Source organism: Ruegeria sp. CF1 (assembly GCF_056537445.1).
The window spans coordinates 118,891-142,624 of the sequence record NZ_JBQFRN010000007.1; the positions used below are offsets into that span (position 1 = coordinate 118,891).

Sequence of the window (23,734 nt, forward strand, 5' to 3'; positions counted from 1 at the left end):
TTCATGTGGTTCAATGGTAGTTCGTTGCCTAGATCAGCCGAACACACGCCCCAGCGCGCCGTCTACGGCGTCGGTGATCTGATCGATGTCGTCCGCTGTCGCGATCAGCGCCGGTGAGAAGCACAGCGTGTTGTTGCGGCTGGGGATCGAGCGGTTGGTGGCACCGATGATGACGCCCTGCGCCATACAATCTGCGACAACGGCCTGAACGCGCTTTTCGTCCATCGGATCCTTGGTGGTCCGATCGGTTACCAGCTCGGCGCCGAGGAACAGACCCTTGCCGCGCACGTCGCCGATGACTTTGTGCTTTTCCATCAGCGCCTGCAGGTTGCCCATCATGCGATCACCCATGTCGACGCAGTTCTGCAGCAGGTTTTCATCCTGAATGATGCGCATGTTTTCAACCGCTGCCGCCGGACCGGCAGTGCAGCCGCCAAAGGTCGAGATATCACGGAAATAGTTCATCGGGTCTGCCGCGTCGTCCTTGAACATGTCAAAGACTTCCTCGGTGGTGACCATGCAGGCGATCGCGGCATAACCCGAGGCAACGCCCTTGGCCATGGTCACGAAGTCCGGCTTGATGCCGTACTGCTGATAGCCGAACCACGTGCCGGTCCGACCTACGCCGCAGACAACCTCGTCAATGTGCAGCAGGATGTCGTATTTCATACAGATCTCCTGCACGCGGGGCCAATAGCCTTCAGGCGCTTCGATGACGCCACCGCCTGCGGTCACGGGCTCAAGGCACAGGGCGCCAACGGTGTCGGGGCCTTCGCGCAGGATGACCTCTTCGATCTGATCTGCAGCCCATTCGCCAAAGTTCTCTTCCGGTGCGCCGTCCAGCTCGTGCTTGCGGTACTCCATGCAGTGAGGCACGCGCACGAAATCGGGTGCAAAGGGACCGTATTGTGCGGTGCGCTCGTCCTGACCACCTGCCGACATGGTCGCCAGGGTGGAGCCGTGATAGTCGCGGTCGCGATACAGGATCTTGGTTTTCTTGCCGCCATATTTCTTGTGCGCGATCTGGCGGATCATCTTGAACGCCTTCTCGTTCGCCTCAGAACCTGAGTTGGTGTAGTACACGCGGCTCATGCCCGGCATCTTGTCGATCAGCATTTCCGCGAAATTCGAACCGGGGATCGAGCCTGCGGTGTTGGCGAAGTAGCACAGCTTCATCAGCTGGTCATAAACCGCCTTACAGATAGATTCGCGGCCATAGCCCACGTTCACGGTCCAGACACCGCCTGATACGGCATCCAGGTGCTCTTTGCCCTTTTGGTCCCACACGCGCATGCCTTTGCCTTCGACAATGATACGGGGATCGTTGGTCTCAAACGGCTTGTGCTGGATCAGGTGATGCCAGAGGTGGGCGCGGTCGGCTTCGACGACGCGGGAAAGATCGTTTTCGTTGAACGTGCCGTCCATGACATGTCCTTTCAAAAGTGGGGCGCGCGGGGAATCAGTAGGTCCCGGCGGGCGCAAAGTGACGTGATACTGCAGATCAACGCGAATGGTGCGCGTGAAGTAGGGCCAGATTAGCCCATAGGATATCTCCAGTGTAGCTCAAACGCGTATTAATACGGGTTTGTTATGACGTAAACTTTGTGCTCAATACGACAATCTGACGAGTTTGGGAGGATCGCCGGATGACAGCCACACCTATCTACCAGCAACATCTGGATAAAACCCCGGCGAATTTCACGCCGTTGTCTCCGCTGAGCTATCTTGAGCGGACGGCGGCAGTGTATCCGGATTACCCATCCGTTGTGTATGGCGAGCGCCGGTATAGCTGGGCAGAAACCTATGCGCGGAGCCGACGTCTGGCCAGCGCGCTGACTACGCGTGGCGTAGGCGTGGGCGATACAGTCTCGATCATCGCGGCCAATATCCCCGAGCTGTATGAGGCGCATTTTGGCGTGCCCATGGCAGGGGCGGTGCTGAACGCGATCAACACGCGGTTGGATGCGCCGATCATCGCCTTCATTCTGAACCATGCCGAAGCCAAGGTTCTGCTGGTCGATCCCGAGTTTTCAGGCGTCGTGAAACAGGCGTTAGCGCAGGTGGATCACAACATTCTGGTGATCGACATCGAAGACGCCAGTTTTGACGGTGGCGAGCGATTGGGAGATCTGACCTATGAGGGTCTGCTGGCCGAGGATGATCCAGAGTTCGACTGGTCTTTGCCCGCAGATGAATGGGATGCGATCACGCTGAACTATACTTCGGGCACCACCGGCAACCCCAAAGGTGTAGTCTATCACCACCGCGGCGCGGCGCTGAATGCAACGTCGAACATTCTGACATGGGGGATGCCGCAGCATTCGGTCTATCTGTGGACCTTGCCGATGTTCCACTGCAACGGCTGGTGTTTCCCGTGGACGATGGCGGCCAATGCGGGCACCTCCGTCTGCCTGCGCGCCGTACGGGACGAACCGATCTATCGCGCCTTCCGAGAAGAGGGCGTAACTCATTTCTGCGGCGCGCCGATCGTGCTGAACATGCTGGCCAATGCACCGGATCACCTCAAGGATTTCACGCAGCAGATTAAGGCGATGACCGCTGGCGCTCCACCGCCGGCCAAGGTGATCGAAGCGATGGAAGGGATGGGTGTCGAGGTGACCCATGTTTATGGGTTGACCGAGACTTATGGTCCATCCGTCGTCTGCGCGTGGAAGGACGAATGGAACGACAAGGGTGCAGACGACCGCGCCGCGCTCAAGGTGCGTCAGGGTGTGAAATACGTGGCATTGTCTGGCTTGATGGTTGCAGACCCGGAAACCATGGAGCCTGTTCCTTCGGATGGCGAAACCATGGGTGAGATATTCATGCAGGGCAACATTGTCATGAAGGGCTATCTCAAGAACGCTGAGGCGACAGACAAAGCCTTCAAAGGCGGGTGGTTTGCCTCGGGCGATCTGGGGGTGATGCATCCGGATGGCTATATCGCGCTGAAGGATCGGTCCAAGGACATCATCATCTCGGGCGGCGAGAATATCTCATCCGTTGAGGTCGAAGACACGCTTTATAAACACCCGGCCGTGATGGAGGCGGCGGTGGTGGCCCGCCCGGATGAGAAATGGGGTGAAACGCCGTGTGCATTTGTTGAATTGAAACCGCAGGCAGAGGCGAATGAGGCGGAGATCATCGCTTTCTGCCGGGATCACATGGCCCATTTCAAAGCACCCAAGACGGTTGTGTTTGGGGCGTTGCCCAAGACGTCGACGGGGAAGATTCAGAAGTTCATCCTGCGCGACCGGGCGCGTGAATTGGCTTAATCGAAGATCGACAAATCAAGCGGCAGCATCTCGCCCATCCAGATAGCGCGATCCCGGTGATCAGCCACGTGATCGCCGGTTTCTGGATGGGTGAAAATGGTCAGCCCTTGCCGGTTCAGGATCAGCCAGGGAAAGACCTGATCAAAGGCTTCGGCTGGAAAGCCCAGCTGGCAACTCCATCGCGGATGCGGGCCAACATTGCGCGCATGCATGTGGCCCATCTGGACAGCGGGAAACAGACGCGCGGCCTCTTCACAGACCTGCCGTGCCGTGTCCTGAGTGTCGGCGTCGAAATAGACATGGGCGTGGTAGCCGGTGATCTTGGGCATGGGGTTCTCCATCTGTCGTTGCATAGAAACCTAAGGACGGCGCGAGGATTTGTGCACCCGCACCGCCACACAGACTCTGTGCGCCGGTTCAGAGCGGAGCGTGCAGGTCAGGATGGGCTGCGGCAAAGGCCGAATGCTCGGCGCAGACGGCCTCGAGTGCTGTCAGGCGTGGCATATCGGATAGATCAACTTCCCACCGGCGCGCATTATAAAGCTGTGGGATCAGGCAGATATCGGCCAGGCCCGGCGTTTCACCGGTGCAGAACGGGGATTGATCAAAGCCGCCCAGCAGCGATTCAAACGCGAGCAGACCCGGCCGGATGAAGTGACGCATCCAGTCGCCGGGCATGTCGCCTGCACCTTGGCTGAGCGCGGTGGCATGTTTGGCAACCGACAGATTGCAGACCGGATGGATATCCACCGCGATACTGTGCGCCAATGCCCGCGCCGCGGCTCGCTTGGCCGGATCGGTTGGCAGCAGACCCAGTTCGCGGGTCTCATCCAGATAATCGATGATCGCCAGCGATTGGGTCAACCGAACCCCATCGATATCCAGCACCGGGACCAGACCTTGCGGGTTGCGGTCCAAATGATCCGGGGCGCGATGCGCCCCGTTCACCAGATCCACGACGACCGGGCGGTAGGTGATCCCAGCCAGATTCAGTGCAATCCGCACCCGGTAACTGGCGGACGAACGCCAGTAATCAAACAGAACCACTTCGGACATACGATGGTTAGCCTTTGCTTAGTTCCTTGGCATGCAGCCAGTCGGCATGCTGAGGGGCTCGTTTTGTGCGCGACCATTCTTCGAGCATATCCCATTTGACCGAATCCAGCCGGGCCAGCATGGCCTCTTCCTCGGGGTCGGGGCAAGCCAGTTCCACCCGGTGACCGTTCGGATCGAAGAAATAGATCGAATGAAAGATCGAATGATCCGTGACACCCAGAACCTCGACGCCGTTGGCTTCGAGATGGTCCTTGAATGCGATCAGCTCATCACGGTCCTTCACCTTGAATGCGATGTGCTGCACCCAAACCGGCGTGTTGGGATCGCGCCCCATTTCCGGCTTGGTAGGCAGCTCAAAAAACGACAGCACATTGCCATTTCCGGCATCCAGAAACAGGTGCATGTAGGGATCAGGTTCATGGGTGGAAGGCACATGGTCTTCGGCAATCGCCAGAATGAAATCCATGTTCAGCATCTTGCCATACCATTCTACGGTCTCTTTCGCGTCCTTGCAGCGATAGGCGACGTGGTGAATCTGTTCGATTTTCATGGGCTTACTCCTGTTTCAGGGCAGCGGCGTCCAACGCCTGCTTCAGCACCGCGTTGTCGCCGATGTGGTTTGCCAGAACCAGCACAAGGCGCGCGTTGAACGCATCGCTTTCGGCTTTCTCAAGCCCTTCATGGGCGGCCACCAGATCGGCATAGAAATCGTCTGCCTGGGTCAGATTGGATGAGAGGATCAGATCAGCCATGTCGCTTACTCCTTGCCTGTGGCGCGGCGCACCGCGTGCCGGAATGCATTTTCTTCGTAGGTGTCGCGGCGGGCGGCCACGTGCTGATCGGGACGGATCAGATAAACCGCTCCGCTGGCATCGCCTAAATAGCGGCGCTTCAGCGTTAGGGTCGGGTCGTCTTTGACCGAGAGTGCCAGGCGTTTGACGATGATGCCATCGACCTCGATCTCATCTGGTGCATCGGCGTCGATGGTCAGCAGCGTGAACTGTCCAGCCAGTTTAGGCAGTAGAAAGCCGTCACCCAAAGGCGCATCGGGGCAGGACGCTCCGGGACGCGTCTGCGTCGGCCCGTTCAACGCATCCGCCGAATTCAACGACGAGCCGTCATAGACGCAAGGTACGCTCAGGCGGCCAGAATTCACCATCGGGCGGGCGAAGTCATAGTGCTCGCTCAAGTCCAGCACCGCGTCGCGCAGGATGCGTGACATCTGCGATTTCGGGGTGATGAAATCGGTCGAGCGGGTTGAGTTCAGGATATTCTCGTCCGCGCCGTGAATGCGTTCCTGATCGTAACTGTCCAGCAAAGATTCAGGGGCGTTGCCCTCAATCACCAGTTTCAGTTTCCAGCACAGGTTGTCGGTATCCTGCACGCCCGAGTTTGCGCCCCGTGCGCCAAACGGGCTGACCTGATGGGCACTGTCACCGGCAAAGATCACGCGGCCATGGCGGAATTGCTCCATCCGGCGGCACTGGAAGGTGTAGATGCTGACCCATTCCAGCTCGAAATTTACCTCCTCGCCCAGCATGGCCTTGAGGCGCGGGATCACGTTTTCCGGGCGCTTTTCGCGTTCCTTGTCGATATCCCATCCCAGTTGCAGATCGATGCGCCAGACGCCATCGGGTTGTTTATGCAGCAACGCAGATTGGCCTTTGTTGAACGGCGGATCGAACCAGAACCAGCGTTCCGAGGGGAAATCGGCCTCCATAATCACATCAGCGATCAGGAAGTTGTCTTCGAACACGCGGCCCACAAAATCCTTACCCATCATGGCGCGCATGGGTGAGCCCGCGCCGTCGCAGGCGATGACCCAATCCGCCTCGATGGTGTATGAACCCTCAGGCGTTTCGACCTCAAGCTTGACGTGATCGGGGTGGGTTCCAACGGCTTCGACCTTGTTGCGGCCGCGGATTTCGATCGGTGCACCCTGCGCTTGCAATTCGCGGACGCGGTCGACCAGAAACTGCTCGAAATAGTATTGCTGCAGGTTGATGAAGGCCGGGCGCTGATCGCCGCTGTCGGGCTGCAGGTCGAACTCGTAAACCTGACGTTCGTCGAAGAACACTTTGCCCTTGTTCCAAAGAACGCCCTTGTCCACCATCGGCTGCCCGCAACCCAGTCGGTCGAGGATTTCCAGCGGGCGCTTGGCAAAACAGATGGCGCGGCTGCCAAAGCTGACCTTGTCGTTGTCGTCCAGCACCAGCACCTCAACCCCTTGCTGGGCCAGATCGATGGCGGCGGCCAGACCCACCGGACCGGCCCCAACAACGATGACCTTGTGACGCACGGGCGCTGGCGCGGATTGATCCGGGCTGGCCTCGTAGGCATAAAGTGGAACTTCGAAAATCTTGTTCACGGTCTCTCTCCCAGTTCTGGTGCAGCGGGCACAACTCATCTGTTCTCCGGCGGGATAGCGCCGGAGGGTTGGTCTTAGCGTTTCACTGTCAAATCCGGGCCGCCACGATCTGGATCAAATCCGGCCCGGAAATCTTAGCCCTGCAGGGCCTCCCACATCTCCAGATCGCGCTGGGCGGTCCAGATCCGGGGCGTGTCGATGCCGCGGGCCTCGTCATAGGCGCGGGCAACATTGAAGGGCAGGCAGTGTTCGTAGATCGCATAGTCAGCGAATTTTGGGTCGCATTCTGCGCGCACGGCGTCCCAGGCTTCTTTCAGGCTGCCACCGCGCGCCGCAACCTTGGCCGCCGGGCGATAGGTGCTTTCGACGAAATCGCGAGTGTTCTCGATGGCCGCATTGACCATGTCCTTACCAACCAGAGCGTCGCCGCGCCCCGGCGCGATGGCGTCCACGTCAAACCACTTGATCTCATCCAGCGTATCGCCCCAATCGCCGAAATGCCCGTCGCCGCAATAGCAGGCCGAGTGGTATTCGACGATATCACCGGTGAACATGACGTTCTGATCGGGCACGTGGATGACGATATCGCCAGCGGTATGGGCGCGGCCCAGATGCATCAGGTCGATCCGGCGGTTGCCCAGATAAACCGTCATGGTGTCGCTGAAGGTGGTGGTGGGCCATGTGAGGCCGGGAATGCTTTCGTGTCCTTCAAAGAGACGCGGGAAGCGTTGGAATTCGCTGTCCCAGTCTTCCTGACCGCGTTCAACCACCATGGCGCGCGCCATATCCGACATCAGGATCTGTTGCGCACCAAAGGCGCTCGCGCCCAGCACGCGTACTGCGTGGTAATGGGTCAGCGCCACATGGGTGATCGGCTTGTCAGTCACCGACCGCACGCATTCGATCACCTTGTTGGCCAGACGCGGGGTCGCCTGCGCCTCGACAATCATCACGCTGTCATCGCCGATGATCACGCCCGAGTTCGGGTCGCCTTCGGCGGTGAAGGCATAGAGCCCTTCGCCCACCTCGGTGAACGAGATTTTCTTTTCCGACATGTCCCCCTGGGACGCAAATGCCTTGGCCATATCAGTGATTTCCCTTCTGGACAGCGACTGGCTTTGATGATGTTGTCGCCATATGTTTGAACGTCGATTTTTGCCTTATTGGGCAACCGCTTGTGTTGTCATTGCCTGCGCCATCATCCTGCTGTGGATGGGCCGCGAACCGATTTGCAAATGCGGTTATGTCAAGCTGTGGCATGGTGAAACCTTCAGTTCCGAAAGCTCGCAGCATCTGACCGATTGGTACACGCCCAGCCACATCATTCATGGCTTTCTGTTTTACGGTCTTCTGTGGCTGGTGGCGCGCCGCCTTGCCGTTGGCTGGCGGTTGTTCATCGCCACCTTGATAGAAGTCGCGTGGGAGATTTCCGAGAACACCAATGCCGTGATCGAACATTACCGCGCGGTCACGATCTCGCTGGATTACTACGGCGACAGTGTCGTCAACTCGATCGCCGATATTGGCGCGATGATGCTGGGGTTCTGGTTGGCGCGTCGCCTGCCGATCTGGATGACGGTCACCATTGCGCTGGGATTCGAGATCCTGACCACCACGCTGATCCGCGATGGTCTGACGCTGAACGTGCTGATGCTGCTTTATCCCATCGAGGCCGTTAAGGACTGGCAGAGCGCGCTCTGAATATGCGGACTGGACCTGCATCAATCTCTGGCGAATGGATTTTCGAGTGCGGGCAGCACAGTGCCGGTGCAATCGCCGAACCCGATGGAATAGCCGTCGCCCTTGGCTGCGCCGGTCAGGGTCAGCGTGTCGCCGTTCTCGATGAAGGTGCGGGTCTCGCCTGTGTCCAGCGTCAGCGGCTCTTTCCCGCCCCAGCTGAGTTCCAGAAGTGATCCGCGCTCTGGCTTGTTCGGTCCCGAAATGGTGCCGGACCCCAACAGGTCGCCCGTGTTCATCGGACACCCAGACGTCGAGTGATGCGCTAACTGCTGCGCCGCCGAGTAGTACATCTCGCGATAATTGGTTCGTGCGATGGTCGTGGCGTCTTTATTCTCGGGCGCCATCGTCACGGCCAAATCGATGTCATAGAGCATCGGGCCGCAATCCTTCAGGTGGTCCAGCAGGGCAAACTCACGATCGGGCGTATCGCAGCGGAACGGTTCCAGCGCCGCTTTGGTCACGATCCACGAGCTGATCGAGGTCGCGGTCGCCTTGGCCTGAAATGGCCCCAGCGGCTGGTATTCCCAAGCCTGAATATCACGCGCGGACCAGTCGTTTAGCAGGACATAGCCAAAGATGTTGTCATCGGCTTCCTGCACCGTGATCGGCCCATCCGAGGGTGTGCCGACGATAGCGCCCATCTCAAGCTCGATGTCAAAGCGGCGGCTGGGCAGGAAAGCAGGCAGCTCCTGATCGGGCGATTTCAACTGACCCCAGGGGCGACGGATATCCGTGCCTGAAACGACAACAGACGACGCGCGGCCGTTATAGCCGATGGGGATGTGCAGCCAGTTCGGCGGCAACGCGTTTTCCGGACCGCGGAACATGGTGCCCACGTTCTGGGCATGGTGGCGGCCCGCGTAGAAATCGGTGTACTCGCTGACGGCAAAGGGCATGTGCATCTCGGCCTCGTCCTGCGGGATCAACAGACCTTCGATCTTGTGCTGTTCGTCCGAATCTTCAGCCAATAGCGTAGTTAGGCGGTCGCGCAATGCAGCCCATACGGCAGGGCCTTCTTCCATCAGCGGATTCCAGAAGGGCAGATCGAACAGCGGCTCATCCGACAGCGCGATTAATCCATCAGCTTCGGCAGCAGTCACGTCGAAGATCATGTCGCCGATGGCAACGCCGCAGCGGGGCTCGGTGGTTTCGGTCGAGAACACGCCATAAGGCAGGTTGTTCAGCGGGAAGGGGTGGTCGGCGGAATTGGCCGATGCGACCCAGGATTTCTTCAAAGGCATATTGCGTCCTTATGTCTTTCGGTTACGAGGCGGCGCGCAGGGATTTGAAGCCCAGCAGGACTGCCGCCAATATCATGAAGCTGCCACCGATCCGGTCGAGCCAAAGCCTTGCCGGCCCCTGCAGGCGCCGGGCCAGCCAACTGGCAGTGGAGCCATAGGCCATCAGAAACAACCCGTCTATGATCAGATATGTGGCCGAGAGGAGGGCGAATTGCGGCCAGAATGGCAACGCGCCATCGATGAACAGCGGAAACAGAGCGGCGAAGAACACCACTGCCTTGGGATTCGCGGCAGAGGTGATGAAGCCCTGCATCCAGAGCGCCTTGCGGCTGGCACGTGGCGCATCGTTGGTTTCGGCAACACGTGCCTTCACGATTTGCTTGACGCCGAGATAGACCAGATAGGCCACGCCCAACCACTTGATCACGGTAAAGGCGGTCCCGGACGTGGCGATCAGGGCAGCCAGACCCAGACCGGCGGCCAACATTTGAAAGAAATTGGCCGTCAAATCACCCGCAGCGGTAAAAAAACCTCGCCGCAGCCCATTGGTTGCCGAGTTCGACAGCATCAGCAACTGGCTTGGCCCCGGTGTGCTCATCAGCAGCAACACCGTCGCCACATAGGTGATCCAGATATCAAAACTCATCTCGTCTCCGGTGATCCTTCAACTTGTCACTTGTCGAATAATAGTTGATTTTGTAACTAACAAGGATGACCCAGCCTAAAAATGACCAAAAAGATGAGTTTGATTTGCGAAATTTCCTGCCGTTCCTGTTGAATCAGGCGGCCGAGGAAAGTTCGCTTGAGTTTCAGCGCGTTTACAAGGATCGCTACGGAATGCTGCGCACCGAATGGAGGGTGCTGTTTCATCTGGGCAATCATGGTGAGATGACCGCACGCGACATTGTTGAGCGTGCCAAAATCCACAAAACCAAGGTCAGCCGTGCGGTCAGCCGATTGCAACAGCGCCGATATCTGCAAAGGTTGCGGGATGAAAATGACCGGCGGGTTGAGCGGCTATCGCTGACCTCGGCTGGCCAGAAGGTTTATCGCGAGTTAAGCGGTATCGCGCAGGATTATGATCAGAAACTGGCATCGCGTTTCACCACGGGTGAGGCCGCTTTGCTGCGCATGATGCTGCGACGTCTGGCCGGAATGGATTAGGGTACTGGTAATCCGGTACAGCTGCCCCCAGATCAACGTCATAACGGACACAGGAACGACACATGACAGCGCCGGTTTCCCCAACGGCAAAATCCCATGATCTGATAGATTGGTTGGTGACCCGAGGCCTGGAAGGGGCCGACAAACAAGAACTTCTGGACGGGTATTGCACCCGTTTAGTTGATCTTGGTGTGCCCTTGATGCGCTTTCATGCGGCGCAACCGGCCTTGCATCCCGTCTATGGCGGAACGGGCTATAGCTGGTACCGCAGCAAAGGAAGTAATCTGGAAACCTTCGAGTATTCCGAAGAGCCCAGTGAAGTTTGGACACAAAGTCCGCTGTATGCCGTATTGCACGAAGATATCGATGCTATCCGTGAACGGCTGGTCGACCAGAACGAACCCAGCCGCTTTCCTCTGCTAAACGAGTTGCGGGAAAACGGAGCCACGGACTATTACGCGACTGGCATCAGCTTTGATGTGCCGGCTCAACGCAACCCCTATGATGCGAAAGAGGCAATCGACGGCGTCTTGATGTCCTGGTCCAGCAATGCGCCGGAAGGATTCTGCGACGATGATCTGGACGTAATCAATACGGCGTTACCGCATCTGGGGCTGGCTCTGAAGTCAGCCTCGAACGCGCGGGTGTCGAAAGATTTGATGCGGGTTTATCTGGGGCGCGATGCCGGTCGTCGGGTCTTGTCCGGTGAAATCCGTCGCGGGTCACTGCAGCAGATTGATGCGGTGATCTGGAACTTCGATCTGGAAGGGTTCACCAGCCTGTCAGAAGAGATGCCAGGGATCGAAGTCATAGATATGCTGAATGACTACCTGGGTGTGGTGGTCGATGTTGTTCATCAATGCGAAGGCAACATCCTGAAGTTCATGGGCGACGGTGTCATGGCGATGTTTGATGTCGGCGAGATCGATGCCGATGCCCGCGCTGCGCTGGCTGCGGCGACCATGCTGCAAGAGCGTATGGCCGAATTGAACACTCAGCGGAGTTCACGGGGACAACCGGTTTCGAACTATACGCTGGCATTGCACTCTGGTGAGATCCTCTATGGAAACATCGGCTCCGAAAGTCGGCTGGATTTCACGGTAATTGGTCCGGCGGTCAACCAGACGTCCAGAATTGCGGGGATGCATCGGTCACTGGGGCAGCGCATCCTGATTTCCGACGATGTAGCCCGCGCGGCCCATCCCTGCGATCAGGATCTGATCTCGGTCGGTCGCTATATGTTGCGGGGCGTGGCAGAGCCGAAAGAGCTGTTTACGATTTACAGAACGGCGGGCTAACCGATCACCGACACCTGTGCCAACGCGTGCGACTGCTGCTGCGCACGATTTCATAGAATGAAATCGATCCGGAAACTTTTAAATTTTCCGGGGTCTTGGGCGGATATGTTGGGTAATTCGAGCTGTGGTCGCTCAGAAATCGATCTCAACACCCGGCAAGCTCAGTTCCTTCATCATGTCGCGCAGTTCCTGGCGTGCGGCGATGTTGGAGATATTGAGCTGCTTGACCCCGATATCCTTGAGGTCCAGCAAAGTCAGTCCGCGCGGGAACAACTCGCGGAAAATCACTCGCTCGGAAAAGCCCGAGGCGACGCGGAAGCCGATGCGCTGTGACAGCATCTCGATCGCGCGTTGCATCTTTTCCTTGTTGACCATGCGCTGGGTGCCGACCCGGTTGCGGACGACGACCCAGTCGATCGGTTTCAGCCCAGCTTGGGCGCGCAGTTGGCGGGCATTCCAGACCATCTCGGAATAGACTGAGGGGCCAAGGATTCTCTCACCTTTGGAATCGATCCGCGCCAGCAGGTCAAAATCGATGAAACTGTCGTTCAGCGGTGTAATCAGCGTATCGGCCAGCGAATGTGCAACCTGGCTGAGTCGAGTGTGCGAACCGGGGCAGTCGATCAGGATGAAATCGCTATCGCTTTCCAGTTCGGCCACGGCGGCTGAAAGGCGGTGGTCATAGATGTTTTCACCGGGTTGCAGAGCGCTGGCGTCAATCTCGGGCAGGTCGTGGTGGCGTGGGCTGGGCAGAGACAGGTCCGAGCCGTTCAGGAAGTTCAAGCGGTTCTCGAAATAACGACCCAGACTGCGCTGCCGCAGGTCAAGATCGAGTGTGCTGACCTTGTGCCCCAGCCGTGCCAATGCAGTGGCCACATGCATCGACACGGTTGATTTGCCTGCGCCGCCCTTTTCGTTCCCGACCACAATGATATGTGCCATGCCTGTATTCCCAAGTCCCGCCGTGTTTGCCTACACGTTGTTGGCAGCCACTATATGTTGTGTAGGCCGGGAAGGGAAGAACCTCGGGCCGTCTTGAGCGGTATTATCAAGCCTCAAATTGGAAAAGTGCTTGGTACTTGGGGGTTAGGGTAAATCCTTGCCAAACACACACCCCTGATTCACTGTCCATCCTATGGATTTGTGATCGAGGGCAGCCATTGGATCATCTGTTTCTGAACGTTTTGAACGTGGTTCTGCCTGTCCTGATTTGCGCTGGAATCGGTTACGCTCTGGCTTTGATCAGGGCCCCCTATGACAACAAGGTTATTGGCGGGATCGTCTCGCGGGTCGGGTATCCGACGCTGATTATCTCGCACCTTTCAACCACCCAGATTGCGGTCGGCACCTTTCTTGATGTCATGATGGCCGCCGCTTTGGCGATTGCAGGTTTTGGGCTGTTGGGGCTTGTCGCGCTCAAACTGATGCGGCTGCCGGTGCGGGCATTTCTGACGCCACTGATGCATGGCAATGTCGGCAATATCGGCCTGCCCATTACCCTTTTGGCGCTGGGCGATGCGGGTATGGCCTATACGATGGCATTTGTGGTGGTTGTGCTGATCAGTATCTTCACGATCGGCATGTGGATTCCGGCCGGAGAGTTCTCGCCCAAGAAACTGGCGACTTCGCCGATTATTTACGCGGTCGCACTGTCGCTGGTGTTGATGGCGACGGGCACCAGCCTGCCGCAACCGGTGGCCAAATCCTTTGATATTCTGGGAGGTCTTTCAATCCCGCTGATGTTGCTGACGCTGGGCCACACGCTGGCGACCCTGCGGATCAAAAGCCTTGGCCGAGCCGTTTTGCTGACAGCGCTGCACCTGCTGATGGCTGCGGTGATTGCCAGCGCGTTGGTCTGGAGCTTCGGCTTCACCGGGGCTGAGCGGGGCGCGGTGATCCTGTGCTGTTTGATGCCATCCTCTGTCGCGACCTATTTGTTTATCGATCAGCATGTGCCGGAATACGGACCCGATGTGGCCGGGTTCATTCTGGTTTCGACTCTGTCCACGATCCTGGTGCTGCCAGTGGCGCTGTCCTACTGGATCTAATAGGCGCTGGGCGCGCAGCGCGCTAAAAACAGTATCTATCAGCAAAAAACCGTTTAATAATAGGCACAACACGGTGCCCGAAGGGCCAGCGCGCTATTCCTGAACGGGGGACAGGCAGATGCCAAAAGACGTCACTGAGGACATATCCGGCGCGGGAGGGGCACGTCTGGTTCTGGTGATGACCGCGCTGTGCATGATGGTTGTTGGCTTCAACACAACCGCCGTTGCGACGATCCTGCCAAATCTGAAGGCCGAGTTCGATCTGTCGCCTTCCAGCCTGCAATGGGTGATGGCGATCTATACAGTGGTTAGCGCGACCCTCGTCACCATCGTCAGCCGACTTGGCGATATCACCGGCAAGATGGGCGTCTTCTTTGCCGGAATGATCGTGTTCGGTCTTGGCTCGGCCCTTGTATTGTTTTCGCAGGATGCAGCCATGTTGCTGGCAGGCCGCGGGGCCCAAGGTGCCGGGGCGGCAGCGCTGTTTGGCACCTCGCTTTCGCTGCTAACTGCCGCCACGCCCGAGAAACAACGGGCCAGCGTCACCGGTGCCTGGGGCGCAATCGTCGGGCTGGCAATCGGCGTTGGTCCGATTGTTGGCGGCGCGTTTGCACATTACCTCAGCTGGCGCGGCGTATTTGCCACCGATCTTGCGCTGCTGATCGTGGCGTTTGCGGTCGGGTTGCGGGTCAGCAAAGAGCATTACGTCCCCGACACCCGTCTTGCAGGCGCAAAGTTCGATCTTGCGGGTGCAGTCGCATTGGTCCTGCTGCTTGGCCCGCTATCCTTCGCGCTCAGCAACGGGGAAAGCCACGGATGGGCCACAAGATCGACCCTGATCCCGCTTGCCATGTCGGCTGTAGCGGTGATTGCACTGATCATCACCTCGCGCCGCAGCGCGGACCCTCTGATCGAGCTGCGCTACTTCCGCCACCCCCGTTATTTCATGGCGGCGGCAGGGATGTTCATTACCGGCTTCGCGCTGTTCAGCTTTTTCGTCTATTTCAACGTCTTCGTGCAATCGCCAGATGCGTTTGGCCTGTCCGCTGTTGGGGCGGGGGTGGCGATCCTGCCGTTGAGCCTCAGTATGTTCGTCGTGTCTGTGGTGGCTCCGCGTTTTCTTGCACCTTACAGTTTTCGATGGCCGGTGATCCTGGGCATGGGGTTCATGACCTGTGGGTTCATGCTGTTGACGACAACGACGAACACAACAGGCATGGGTGCGATTTGGTGGAAGCTGGTGATTATCGGGATCGGGCTTGGCATCGGTTTTTCGTTATTGCCGCGTCTCGGGCTGCGCTTGTTGCCGGAAGAACATATGGGGCAGGGCTCGGGCGTAGTGAATGCGTTCCTTTATTTTGGGGCCACGCTTGGTGCGGTTGTCGGCGGGTTGGCTGAAGCGATCACCACCCGGCGCGGCCTGACCGAAGTGATCAACGCCTTGCCCACCGGGTCCGAGCAACGGGCCGACCTGGCCCATGCACTGACACATGGCACCGCCAGTCAGGTGCAGCAGCTTATAGCGGCGCTTGATCCGACCACGGGCGAAGCGTTGGCGCGCGCCTTACGAGATCTGCAGGATGATGCATTTAACAGTGCCATGCTTGTCGCCGCTATCGCTGCGCTTTTGGGGATGATCCTGGCTGCCGTAATGCTGCGAGGCCCCGTGCCTCCACCGCACAGCGCGGTTGATCTGACAAGGGACTGATCGTCGGTGGGGCCACTTGTGACCGGCACCCAATCGGCCTAGGCTTTTGCCATGTGTGGAAAATTTGCAGCCGGTCACCTGACACAGCGGGAAATGCTGGCAATTACCGAGTATTTTCTCTACGGCAAGGTCTCGCCTGATCTGCCCGAACAGCTGCCTTCGGGTGGGTACAATGTGTCTCCGACCAATCGGGTTGGCATGGTCCGTTGGGACGGCGACCGGGCCGAGCTGGCGACGGCGCGCTGGCAGATCAAGGACCCGCGCAGCAAGAAGCCGATGATCAATTCGAAGATCGAAAATGTCAGCTTCTGGCAGCAATACTGGAACAAGGGGCGCTGTCTTATTCCGGCGCTGGGATATTACGAGTGGCCCAAGGACCAGGGCCATGATTGCCCGGTCTACATCACGGTTCAGCGCAATGCCCCGGTGATGTTTTTTGCGGGGTTTTACAGGACTGATGACAGCAGCCATAGCTGCACTATCCTGACCCGGACACCCAGCCCGCAGATCGCGCATATTCACAACCGCATGCCAGTGATCCTGACCCCGGATGAGATCGAAAACTGGCTATCAGGCGTCACGACCGCGCAAGAGGCGCAGCAGTCGTTGGGCACGCAGTACGAAGGCCGGTTTGAATATCACACCGTCAAACCCATCAAACGCGGAGCTGAGGGCGAAGATATGATTGAGCCTTACACGCCCCCGGTCCAGACCGGGTTTGATTTCTGAAACAGCCGCAAAGTGCAGTGGCGCAATTCCAAAACAAAAAAGGCCGCCCAATTGGACGGCCTTTCGCATTTCAACCAGGTCGGGATTAGAAGCCCAGACCTTCGTATTTCTTCTTGAACTTCGACACGCGGCCGCCTGCGTCCATCAGGCGCGACGAACCACCGGTCCATGCGGGGTGCACGGAAGGGTCGATTTCCAGAGCCAACTGGTCGCCTTCGCTGCCCCAGGTGGATTTCATCTGAACCACAGAGCCATCGGTCATTTTGACGTTGATGACGTGATAATCGGGATGGATGTCTTTTTTCATCTTTCCGCTCCTTACGCCTCGGCGCCAGCCTTGGGCTTGTAGTTGGTGACTTCTGCGATACGCGCGGATTTACCACGGCGCGAGCGCAGGTAGTAAAGTTTGGCGCGACGAACGCGGCCACGGCGGACAACGGTGATGCTGTCGATATTGGTCGAATGCAGCGGGAACACACGCTCCACGCCTTCGCCAAACGAAATCTTGCGAACGGTGAACGAACCGGCGATGCCGCTGCCACCTTTGCGCGCGATGCAGACGCCTTCATAGTTCTGCACACGGGTACGCGACCCTTCGGTCACTTTAAAGCCGACACGGATGGTGTCACCGGCTTTGAAATCGGGGATGTCTTTCCCCAGGGCGGCAATCTGTTCCGCCTCAAGCTGTGCGATTAGGTCCATCGCAGTTACTCCTATATGCTCGCGGTTGGTCCACGAAGTTTGGGCACGGCCTGAGAGCTCTTGGTCTTCACCGGGTCCTGCGTACAGCCCGCCAGAGGTCAGATCGAATGTTCCTTTTGGTCCGGTCCGCCCTGTCGCGCCGTGGCCGAAGAAAGCCGGGCGTCACGTCAGGATGCAAACCAAAAAGCCGGAGTCGCGTAACGCCACACCGGATTGGGCTGCTTTACGGGCTTTGTGGGCGGGGATCAAGCCTTATTCTTGGTGAAACAGGTGAGTTTTTGCCACCCGTCAAATCCACCGTTGCCTTGTTCACCAGATCAGGCATTCTGGGGTTAATTATAAGAGCAGATATTTGATACAGGATCATAAGATGCGCAAAGCACTTCTGCTGGCCGTTATGGCGCTTGCACTTGTCTCATGTGGTCGCCGCGGCCCGCAACCTCAGGCGGTTGAGCCGCAGGCCTTCGCGGACACGACCCCGCCTTCGATCATCTACCCCGCCTTTGGTGACGCTGACCCGCACCCTTGGGAAGGTCGCCACCCCGGCCAGTACCCCGTGCACGGGCTGGATGTCTCGCGTTGGCAGGGGCCGATTGATTGGCGCACCGCGCAGAAGAACGGTGTCAGCTTTGCCTTCATCAAAGCCACCGAGGGCGGAGATTTTACCGACCCGATGTTCGACGAGCACCGACGCGGCGCACAAGCTGCCGGAGTGCCGTGGGGGGCCTATCACTATTACTATTTCTGCCGACCGGCCCAAGAACAGGCGCGTTGGTTCATCCAGAACGTGCCCAAAGGGGCCGACCTGCCGCATGTGCTGGATATGGAATGGACGCCCCATTCCAAAACCTGCACCCTGCGCCCTGATGGCCGAACCGTTCGGGCCGAGGCGCAGCGGTTCCTTGATATTCTCGAGCGCCACTATGGCCGACGCCCGATTGTCTACACGACGGTAGATTTCTACGGCGACACCGATATCGGACGACTTCCCAAAACCGAGTTCTGGCTGCGCTCGGTCGCGGGCCACCCGCGCAACGTTTATCCAGGCTCGGTCTGGCGGTTCTGGCAATACACCGGCACCGGGCTGGTGCCGGGGGTTCAGGGTAAGGTGGACATCAACACCTTCAACGGCACGCCGGAAACCTGGGCGTTGTGGAAGGCAACCCGTTAGTCTTAGCCCTTATCTTCTGATTTTCGATAGGCGTCCCACAGATCGGGCCGCCGTTCGCGGGTGATCTGTTCCGACATTTCATGACGCCAATCCGCAATGCGTCCATGGTGGCCTGACATCAGGATCTCGGGGATCGGGCGGCCTTTCCAGTCGGCGGGGCGGGTGTATTGCGGATGCTCCAATAAGCCAGAGGAAAAGCTCTCCTCCTCGGCTGAGGCCTGGTTGCCCAGAACGCCCGGGATCAGCCGCACGGTGGCGTCGATCAGGGCCTGTGCGGCGATTTCACCCCCGGTCATGACAAAATCACCCAAGCTGATCTCTTGCACGCCGTAGTGCTCCAGCACGCGCTCATCGACGCCTTCGAAACGACCACATAACAGGGTCATGCCATCGCAGCGAGCCAGGTTTTGCATCATTTTCTGATCCATCCGACGCCCACGCGGGCTGAGGTAGATCAACGGCCAGTTGCCCCGGATGCCCGCCATCGTATGCTCAATGGCCTCACCCAGCACATCGGCACGCAGCACCATGCCCGCACCGCCGCCCGCCGGGGTGTCATCCACATTGCGGTGCTTGCCGATCCCGAATTGGCGCAAATCCACAGTTTCCAACTGCCATAGCCCTTCTTGCAGGGCCTTGCCGGTCAGGCTTTCGCCTAGAACACCGGGGAAGGCAGATGGGAACAACGTGATAATCTTGGCCTTCCACACCCCGTGCAGATCGGGCGTCGGCGTCATCAACTCGCGCGGCTTCAACGTTGGACGGATGGCTTTGCGGCCATGGGACTTTCCGGGTTTATCTGTCATCTCGAGCCGATCAGATCATTTTGGGTGCTTTGAACCAAAGCCGTCTTTTGATCGATCAGCGCAGCATCGTCCAGATCGGATCGGTTCATTTCCAGCATCTGCTGCAAGACATCCTCGGGCAGGCGTGGGTTTGATCGGGTCGGGCCTACCAATTCGGCGGCTTTGTCCGCAGGCAGGTCAAGGAATTCAGCAAAAGTGCTTCCAAGCCCATGTCGCTGGCCCTGCAGGTCTTCCAGCCATTCGGTGCGGACCGAGACCGAGGGCAAACGGTCGCGCACAGCCGCCGCAGCAACCTGAGGCGACGGCACCGGTTCAAGTCTTGCGCGGAAAGCCTCAAAATCCTGAATTAGGCGCGAGCGTTGAAGATCATGTGCCCACAGGCTGCGCAGCCAGCTTCCGCGTTGGCGCAAGGAGTAGTAGATCGTGATATGCACCTCTTCCCCGGCAAACCGGTCGCGGATCAGGCCGACAAGGCACGAGGCAAGCTCGGGCGCGGCCTCATAGCCCACCGCGACATTGCGGCTGGGGCGCAGGCCCGAGAAGTTTTCTTCACTCAGAACCAGCCCGCGTTTCTGGCCGAATTCCAGCGAATTCAGAAAGTGCCGCATCTGATCCTTGAAATCGCTCATCGCGCCGGGGGTGCCGTAGACGGAATAGCGTGTGGCTGCTTCGGACAAGCCGGTTTTGCGGGTCCGATAGGGCAGGACCAACGCATGGTGCGGCCAGATCAGTGAGCGGTTTTCGAACAGAAAGGACTGTGCCGCTGTCGTCCCGGTCTTGTGCAGACCCAGATGCAGCAACACGCGGCGCATTACAGCAGGCCCTCGGGCGGATCAGCGATGATGCGGCCCTTGTCCAGATCAACGGTCGGAACGGATTCGAGTGTAAACGGCAGCAGCACGGTGGCCTTTAAGCCCGGACCGTGCAGTTCCAACAGATCCGCCGCGCCGTGATTTTGAACCGATTTCACCCGACCCAGCAGGGTGCCGCCGGTGTCATAAACCTCAAGCCCGATAAGGTCGGTGTGGTAAAACTCATCATCCGGCAGCGACGGCAATTGATCGCGCCGCGCGTAAAGGCGCAGGCCATTCAGCGCATCCGCCGCTTCCTTCGTCTCAATGCCACCCAGCCGGGCGGCAAAGCCGTTCTTGATCGCGCGGGTCAGCACCACCGGATAGCGCTCCTTTCCGGCTTCGTCGGTCAAGGGCGAATAGCCTTCGATATCCTCGGGGATGGCGCAAAAGCTTTTCAGCCGCACCTCGCCGCGCACCCCATACGAGCCCGCGATGCTGCCTACACAGATCAGATCACTCATTTCGACCATCCGTCACACATAGCCCGTCCCGCCATTGTCCGATCACCTCGCACGCCTCGCGCTGGTTCGAGCGTTCGAAGAATACGCCCACAATAAATGCGATCGCCAGCAGGATGGGAAGACGTAACAATCCGAACATGTCTAGCGCACCCCGATGGGCAGAGAGGTGTCTCTGCATTCCCAGCCGACCTGCTCCAGTTCCGGCGTATCGGATTGGGCCTCGGGCCAGCCCAAGCAGAAATATCCGATCAACCGCCAGTCCTCGGGGACATCCAGATCGCGCACCATCTGGTCCGGGTCGAGGATCGAGACCCAGCCCAGGCCCAAGCCTTCTGCCCGCAAGGCAAGCCAGAAGAGCGTGATGGCTGAGACGACGGAATAACGCCGCATTTCGGGCATAGTGCCTGCGCCGAGACCTTGACCTTTGTCGGTGGCATCGTCGCAAAACACGGCCAGCTGCACCGGAGCTTCTTTCATCCCGGACAGTTTCAACTGGCTGTACAGCTGCGCCTTTTCGCCGGAATACCCGCTCAGCGCCCGCTCGTTGGCCGCTTGGAAATTCTTCAGCGCCGCGTCGCGCGCGGCCTGACTTTCGATGCGGATCACGCGCCAGGGTTCGCTGAGCCCAACAGAAGGGGCCAGTCGAAACGCGTCGAGGCAGCGCGTAAGCACTGCCTCGTCAATTGCATCGGTGCGAAACCGGCGCACATCACGCCGGAGCCGCATCAACAGATCGAACTGCGTGCGAAAATCGTCGGAAAAGGCCTGATCCTGCACGCGCCCGACTGCTTATTCTTCTGCAGCAGCTTCTTCAGCCGGTGCAGCAGCCGCTTCGGCAGCTTCAGCAGCCTTGGCAGCTTTCTCTTCCGCGCGTTCCTGAGCTTTCTTGCCCGGAGTACCCTTGTTGGGGTTGTTGCGCTCGGCCTTGTCGCGTGCGCCAGCAGCTTCCAGCATACGTGCGATCCGGTCGGTGGGCTGTGCGCCCTGATCCAGCCAGTACTGGATGCGCTCCATGTTCATTTTCACGCGCTCTTCGCTGTCTTTCGGCAGCAGCGGGTTGTAGGTGCCCAGTTTCTCGATGAAACGGCCATCGCGGGGCATACGGCTGTCAGCCGCAACAATGCGATAGAAGGGACGTTTTTTCGAGCCGCCGCGGGCGAGACGAATTTTCATTGCCATGGTGGTATCTCCTTTGAATGGCGTATCCAGCGTGGTGCCGGTTTAGTTCTGGTGTTTCTTGTGGTGTCGGATGACTTCCTGAATGATGAAGTTCAGGAAAGCCTTGGCGAAATCGGGGTCCAGATCGGCCTCTTTCGCCAGGTCTTCTAACCGTGCGATCTGCGCGGCCTCGCGCGAGGGATCGGACGGGGGAAGGTCGTGTGCGGCCTTGAGTTTGCCCACAGCCTGCGTGTGCTTGAACCGCTCGCCCAGCGTATAGACCAGGATCGCATCCAGCCGGTCGATGCTTTCTCGATGGTCTTTCAACAGCGCAGCAGCCTGTGTCACGGGGTTGTTCATTGGCCGGTCCTTTCGGTGGTCAAATCAATCTGCGGATGACGCCAGATCTGAGCGTGCTTGCCCAAAAGCTCGGCTCTCTCAATCTCCAGCGTTGCGCCGAGGCGTTCGGCCAAAGCGCGCGAGCGGTCATTGGCATGGGCGATGTAGGAAATCACACCGTTCAGGCCCTGATGCCGAGCTGCATAGTCGCGTGCAGCCGCGGCGGCCTCAAAGCCCAGACCTTTGCCTTCGGCCTCTGCCATCAGGGTCCAGCCCAGCTCGGGCTCGGCCCAGCCGGGGACGTAAATCATGCCTGCCCATCCCACGAATGCGCCGCTGGCCTTTTCAGTCAGATGCCACAGACCATAACCGCGCAGCGCCCAATGACCCAATCTGTTCGAAAGAGAGCTCCAGCTTCCAAGCGCGTCCTTGGGACCACCAACCATATGGCTGCGCTCGGTCGCGTAGAACGCGGTCATCGCAGGCAGATCGTCCAGATGCGGCGCGCGCAGGATCAGGCGATCGGTTTCGACGGTGGGTATAGTGAACGAGGTCATGCGTATGCCTCCACGCCACCATTTACCAGATCGGCAGGCGCAGAATGACGCCAGACCTGCATCGCCCCGAAAGCCGGGTGTTCGAACATATATTCAAACTGCGCGCCCAGCCGTTCCGCGACAGCCTTGCTTCCCAGATTGTCCGGATCGATCAGCGAGATTGCGGTTTCCCAGCCCAGCACGTCATAGGCATGTGCACGTGCAGCCAGTGCCGCTTCGGTCGCATAACCCTTGCCGGTGGCGTGGTTCATCAGGGTCCAGCCAATTTCGGGCTCGGGCCAGCCGTGAGGGTTCCACAAGCCAACATGGCCTACATAGGTGCCGGTGTCTTTTTCCTCGACACCCCAGAAGCCATAACCACGCATCGCCCAGTGGCCTAACAGCATCGCAACAGCGCGCCATGTCTCATCCGGGCGTTTCGGGCCGCCGACGAATTTCGAGGCGTCGCTGGCAAAAAACTCTGCCTCAGCCTCAAAATCGGCCTCGCAAGGGGCCCGCAAGATCAGGCGTTCGGTTTCCAGCGTTGGTATGGCCATGGCAAGTGTCATGCCTGCACCTCGCCGTATCGCCAGACATGCTGGGTTGGGCCAAAGGCGCTTTCGGCAACGGCGTCGCGCGTTGCACCCAGACGCTGTGCCAATGCGTTCGAACGCGTGTTAGATTGCGAAACGTAACTTACGAACTGACCGGACCCGAGCAGATCGAAGCCAAAATCGCGAACAGCGCTGCACGCTTCGGTCGCGTAACCTTGCATGCGGAACTTGCTATCGAACATATAGCCAAGCTCGGGCTCGTGATCGTCCCATTCTAGGCCCAGAATGACGAAGCCAATGACCTGATCATCGTCGTTAAACGTGACGGTGAACAAGCCGTGACCATGCAAAAGCCAGCCTGATGTGTAGTAGGAAAACTCAGTCCAGGCGTCCTGCTCGGTATCGCCAAAGCTGTCCTTGCAGATCGAGGTCCAAACCGGCAGGTCGTCCAGAGTGGGCGCACGCAGAACCAGCCGCCGGGTCTGAATAACCGGCAGGGCCGCGCGATACTGCGCTGCTGCCATCG

General features: G+C 58.8%; 30 protein-coding genes. 8 read left to right on the forward strand and 22 right to left on the reverse strand.

Features of this window, described 5'->3' with window-relative positions; translation table 11 throughout:
* Positions 1-33: 33 nt before the first annotated feature.
* Complete coding sequence (locus ACRZ96_RS13735; RefSeq protein WP_480707365.1) at positions 34-1,425, reverse strand: aminotransferase family protein; 1,392 nt, start codon at positions 1,423-1,425, stop codon at positions 34-36.
* A gap of 221 nt (positions 1,426-1,646) precedes the next feature.
* On the opposite strand from ACRZ96_RS13735, the gene ACRZ96_RS13740 reads away from it, so the two are divergent.
* Positions 1,647-3,275 carry an acyl-CoA synthetase gene (locus ACRZ96_RS13740; RefSeq protein WP_480814751.1) on the forward strand — a complete coding sequence of 543 codons (1,629 nt, stop codon included), beginning with the start codon at positions 1,647-1,649 and terminating at the stop codon, positions 3,273-3,275.
* Here the strand turns inward: ACRZ96_RS13740 and ACRZ96_RS13745 are convergent.
* The 6 genes from ACRZ96_RS13745 to ACRZ96_RS13770 form a co-directional block, all read right to left on the reverse strand.
* A complete protein-coding gene (locus ACRZ96_RS13745; protein WP_170802222.1) occupies positions 3,272-3,604 on the reverse strand; it encodes a DOPA 4,5-dioxygenase family protein in 333 nt (110 codons plus the stop codon). The genes ACRZ96_RS13740 and ACRZ96_RS13745 overlap by 4 nt on opposite strands.
* An 88-nt stretch (positions 3,605-3,692) precedes the next feature.
* Entirely contained in the window at positions 3,693-4,331 is a 639-nt protein-coding gene (gene maiA / locus ACRZ96_RS13750; protein ID WP_480707367.1) for a maleylacetoacetate isomerase, read from the reverse strand.
* A 7-nt stretch (positions 4,332-4,338) separates the two neighbouring features.
* A complete protein-coding gene (locus tag ACRZ96_RS13755; RefSeq protein ID WP_480814752.1) occupies positions 4,339-4,881 on the reverse strand; it encodes a VOC family protein in 543 nt (180 codons plus the stop codon).
* Between the two features lie 4 nt (positions 4,882-4,885).
* Entirely contained in the window at positions 4,886-5,083 is a 198-nt protein-coding gene (locus tag ACRZ96_RS13760; protein WP_170392682.1) for a DUF2783 domain-containing protein, read from the reverse strand.
* A 5-nt stretch (positions 5,084-5,088) separates the two neighbouring features.
* On the reverse strand, positions 5,089-6,699 hold the full coding sequence (locus ACRZ96_RS13765; RefSeq protein ID WP_170392681.1) for an FAD-dependent oxidoreductase: 1,611 nt from the start codon (positions 6,697-6,699) through the stop codon (positions 5,089-5,091).
* 134 nt (positions 6,700-6,833) lie between these two features.
* Positions 6,834-7,784, reverse strand: a complete 951-nt coding sequence (locus tag ACRZ96_RS13770) for an MBL fold metallo-hydrolase (RefSeq protein WP_170497905.1) — start codon at positions 7,782-7,784, stop codon at positions 6,834-6,836.
* A gap of 52 nt (positions 7,785-7,836) precedes the next feature.
* Here ACRZ96_RS13770 and ACRZ96_RS13775 point away from each other — a divergent pair, with 52 nt between their 5' ends.
* The gene (locus ACRZ96_RS13775; protein ID WP_170402422.1) at positions 7,837-8,400 is read left to right on the forward strand and encodes a DUF2585 domain-containing protein; all 564 of its coding nucleotides are present in this window, start codon (positions 7,837-7,839) and stop codon (positions 8,398-8,400) included.
* A 20-nt stretch (positions 8,401-8,420) separates the two neighbouring features.
* On the opposite strand, the gene fahA is transcribed toward ACRZ96_RS13775, so the two are convergent.
* Both fahA and ACRZ96_RS13785 read right to left on the reverse strand, forming a co-directional pair.
* The gene (fahA, locus tag ACRZ96_RS13780; RefSeq protein WP_480814753.1) at positions 8,421-9,680 is read right to left on the reverse strand and encodes a fumarylacetoacetase; all 1,260 of its coding nucleotides are present in this window, start codon (positions 9,678-9,680) and stop codon (positions 8,421-8,423) included.
* Positions 9,681-9,702: 22 nt separating this feature from the next.
* The gene (locus tag ACRZ96_RS13785; RefSeq protein ID WP_480707370.1) at positions 9,703-10,326 is read right to left on the reverse strand and encodes a LysE family translocator; all 624 of its coding nucleotides are present in this window, start codon (positions 10,324-10,326) and stop codon (positions 9,703-9,705) included.
* 65 nt (positions 10,327-10,391) lie between these two features.
* Here ACRZ96_RS13785 and ACRZ96_RS13790 point away from each other — a divergent pair, with 65 nt between their 5' ends.
* Both ACRZ96_RS13790 and ACRZ96_RS13795 read left to right on the forward strand, forming a co-directional pair.
* Positions 10,392-10,844 carry a MarR family winged helix-turn-helix transcriptional regulator gene (locus ACRZ96_RS13790; protein ID WP_170392676.1) on the forward strand — a complete coding sequence of 151 codons (453 nt, stop codon included), beginning with the start codon at positions 10,392-10,394 and terminating at the stop codon, positions 10,842-10,844.
* A gap of 62 nt (positions 10,845-10,906) precedes the next feature.
* Positions 10,907-12,142, forward strand: coding sequence for an adenylate/guanylate cyclase domain-containing protein (locus ACRZ96_RS13795; RefSeq protein ID WP_170648533.1), 1,236 nt, complete (start codon positions 10,907-10,909; stop codon positions 12,140-12,142).
* A gap of 132 nt (positions 12,143-12,274) precedes the next feature.
* On the opposite strand, the gene ACRZ96_RS13800 is transcribed toward ACRZ96_RS13795, so the two are convergent.
* On the reverse strand, positions 12,275-13,084 hold the full coding sequence (locus tag ACRZ96_RS13800) for a division plane positioning ATPase MipZ (protein ID WP_170402416.1): 810 nt from the start codon (positions 13,082-13,084) through the stop codon (positions 12,275-12,277).
* A gap of 218 nt (positions 13,085-13,302) precedes the next feature.
* On the opposite strand from ACRZ96_RS13800, the gene ACRZ96_RS13805 reads away from it, so the two are divergent.
* The 3 genes from ACRZ96_RS13805 (at position 13,303) to ACRZ96_RS13815 (ending at position 16,627) form a co-directional block, all read left to right on the forward strand.
* Entirely contained in the window at positions 13,303-14,190 is an 888-nt protein-coding gene (locus tag ACRZ96_RS13805) for an AEC family transporter (protein ID WP_480567470.1), read from the forward strand.
* 118 nt (positions 14,191-14,308) lie between these two features.
* Complete coding sequence (locus tag ACRZ96_RS13810) at positions 14,309-15,898, forward strand: MFS transporter (protein ID WP_480814754.1); 1,590 nt, start codon at positions 14,309-14,311, stop codon at positions 15,896-15,898.
* Positions 15,899-15,949: 51 nt separating this feature from the next.
* Positions 15,950-16,627 carry an SOS response-associated peptidase gene (locus tag ACRZ96_RS13815; RefSeq protein ID WP_170513355.1) on the forward strand — a complete coding sequence of 226 codons (678 nt, stop codon included), beginning with the start codon at positions 15,950-15,952 and terminating at the stop codon, positions 16,625-16,627.
* Positions 16,628-16,712: 85 nt separating this feature from the next.
* Here ACRZ96_RS13815 and rpmE read toward each other — a convergent pair whose 3' ends face one another.
* Together rpmE and rplS are read right to left on the reverse strand one after the other, a co-directional pair.
* Positions 16,713-16,934: a 50S ribosomal protein L31 gene (gene rpmE, locus ACRZ96_RS13820; RefSeq protein ID WP_170392669.1), complete on the reverse strand. Its 222-nt coding sequence runs from the start codon at positions 16,932-16,934 to the stop codon at positions 16,713-16,715.
* 11 nt (positions 16,935-16,945) lie between these two features.
* On the reverse strand, positions 16,946-17,329 hold the full coding sequence (gene rplS / locus ACRZ96_RS13825; protein ID WP_170328369.1) for a 50S ribosomal protein L19: 384 nt from the start codon (positions 17,327-17,329) through the stop codon (positions 16,946-16,948).
* Between the two features lie 370 nt (positions 17,330-17,699).
* Between rplS and ACRZ96_RS13830 the strand changes: the two genes are divergently transcribed.
* Positions 17,700-18,500 carry a glycoside hydrolase family 25 protein gene (locus ACRZ96_RS13830; protein WP_170402409.1) on the forward strand — a complete coding sequence of 267 codons (801 nt, stop codon included), beginning with the start codon at positions 17,700-17,702 and terminating at the stop codon, positions 18,498-18,500.
* 2 nt (positions 18,501-18,502) lie between these two features.
* On the opposite strand, the gene trmD is transcribed toward ACRZ96_RS13830, so the two are convergent.
* From trmD to ACRZ96_RS13880, 10 genes are read right to left on the reverse strand one after another with little or no spacing between them, the layout of a single operon-like run.
* On the reverse strand, positions 18,503-19,306 hold the full coding sequence (trmD, locus tag ACRZ96_RS13835) for a tRNA (guanosine(37)-N1)-methyltransferase TrmD (RefSeq protein ID WP_170392667.1): 804 nt from the start codon (positions 19,304-19,306) through the stop codon (positions 18,503-18,505).
* Positions 19,303-20,118, reverse strand: coding sequence for a hypothetical protein (locus ACRZ96_RS13840; protein ID WP_480707371.1), 816 nt, complete (start codon positions 20,116-20,118; stop codon positions 19,303-19,305). The genes trmD and ACRZ96_RS13840 overlap by 4 nt, the downstream gene beginning before the upstream one ends.
* Positions 20,118-20,621: a ribosome maturation factor RimM gene (gene rimM / locus ACRZ96_RS13845; protein ID WP_480707372.1), complete on the reverse strand. Its 504-nt coding sequence runs from the start codon at positions 20,619-20,621 to the stop codon at positions 20,118-20,120. The genes ACRZ96_RS13840 and rimM overlap by 1 nt, the downstream gene beginning before the upstream one ends.
* A complete protein-coding gene (locus tag ACRZ96_RS13850; protein ID WP_170392664.1) occupies positions 20,614-20,760 on the reverse strand; it encodes a hypothetical protein in 147 nt (48 codons plus the stop codon). The genes rimM and ACRZ96_RS13850 overlap by 8 nt, the downstream gene beginning before the upstream one ends.
* Positions 20,761-20,762: 2 nt before the next feature.
* Entirely contained in the window at positions 20,763-21,398 is a 636-nt protein-coding gene (gene bluB / locus ACRZ96_RS13855; protein ID WP_480707373.1) for a 5,6-dimethylbenzimidazole synthase, read from the reverse strand.
* 12 nt (positions 21,399-21,410) lie between these two features.
* Positions 21,411-21,800 carry a 30S ribosomal protein S16 gene (rpsP, locus tag ACRZ96_RS13860; RefSeq protein WP_010437590.1) on the reverse strand — a complete coding sequence of 130 codons (390 nt, stop codon included), beginning with the start codon at positions 21,798-21,800 and terminating at the stop codon, positions 21,411-21,413.
* A gap of 42 nt (positions 21,801-21,842) precedes the next feature.
* Entirely contained in the window at positions 21,843-22,139 is a 297-nt protein-coding gene (locus ACRZ96_RS13865) for a chorismate mutase (RefSeq protein ID WP_170392662.1), read from the reverse strand.
* Positions 22,136-22,675, reverse strand: a complete 540-nt coding sequence (locus ACRZ96_RS13870; protein ID WP_170513361.1) for a GNAT family N-acetyltransferase — start codon at positions 22,673-22,675, stop codon at positions 22,136-22,138. The genes ACRZ96_RS13865 and ACRZ96_RS13870 overlap by 4 nt, the downstream gene beginning before the upstream one ends.
* Entirely contained in the window at positions 22,672-23,223 is a 552-nt protein-coding gene (locus ACRZ96_RS13875; protein ID WP_480707374.1) for a GNAT family N-acetyltransferase, read from the reverse strand. The genes ACRZ96_RS13870 and ACRZ96_RS13875 overlap by 4 nt, the downstream gene beginning before the upstream one ends.
* On the reverse strand, positions 23,220-23,732 hold the full coding sequence (locus ACRZ96_RS13880) for a GNAT family N-acetyltransferase (protein WP_480814755.1): 513 nt from the start codon (positions 23,730-23,732) through the stop codon (positions 23,220-23,222). Before ACRZ96_RS13880 ends, ACRZ96_RS13875 begins: the two co-directional genes overlap by 4 nt.
* Positions 23,733-23,734 lie beyond the last annotated feature (2 nt).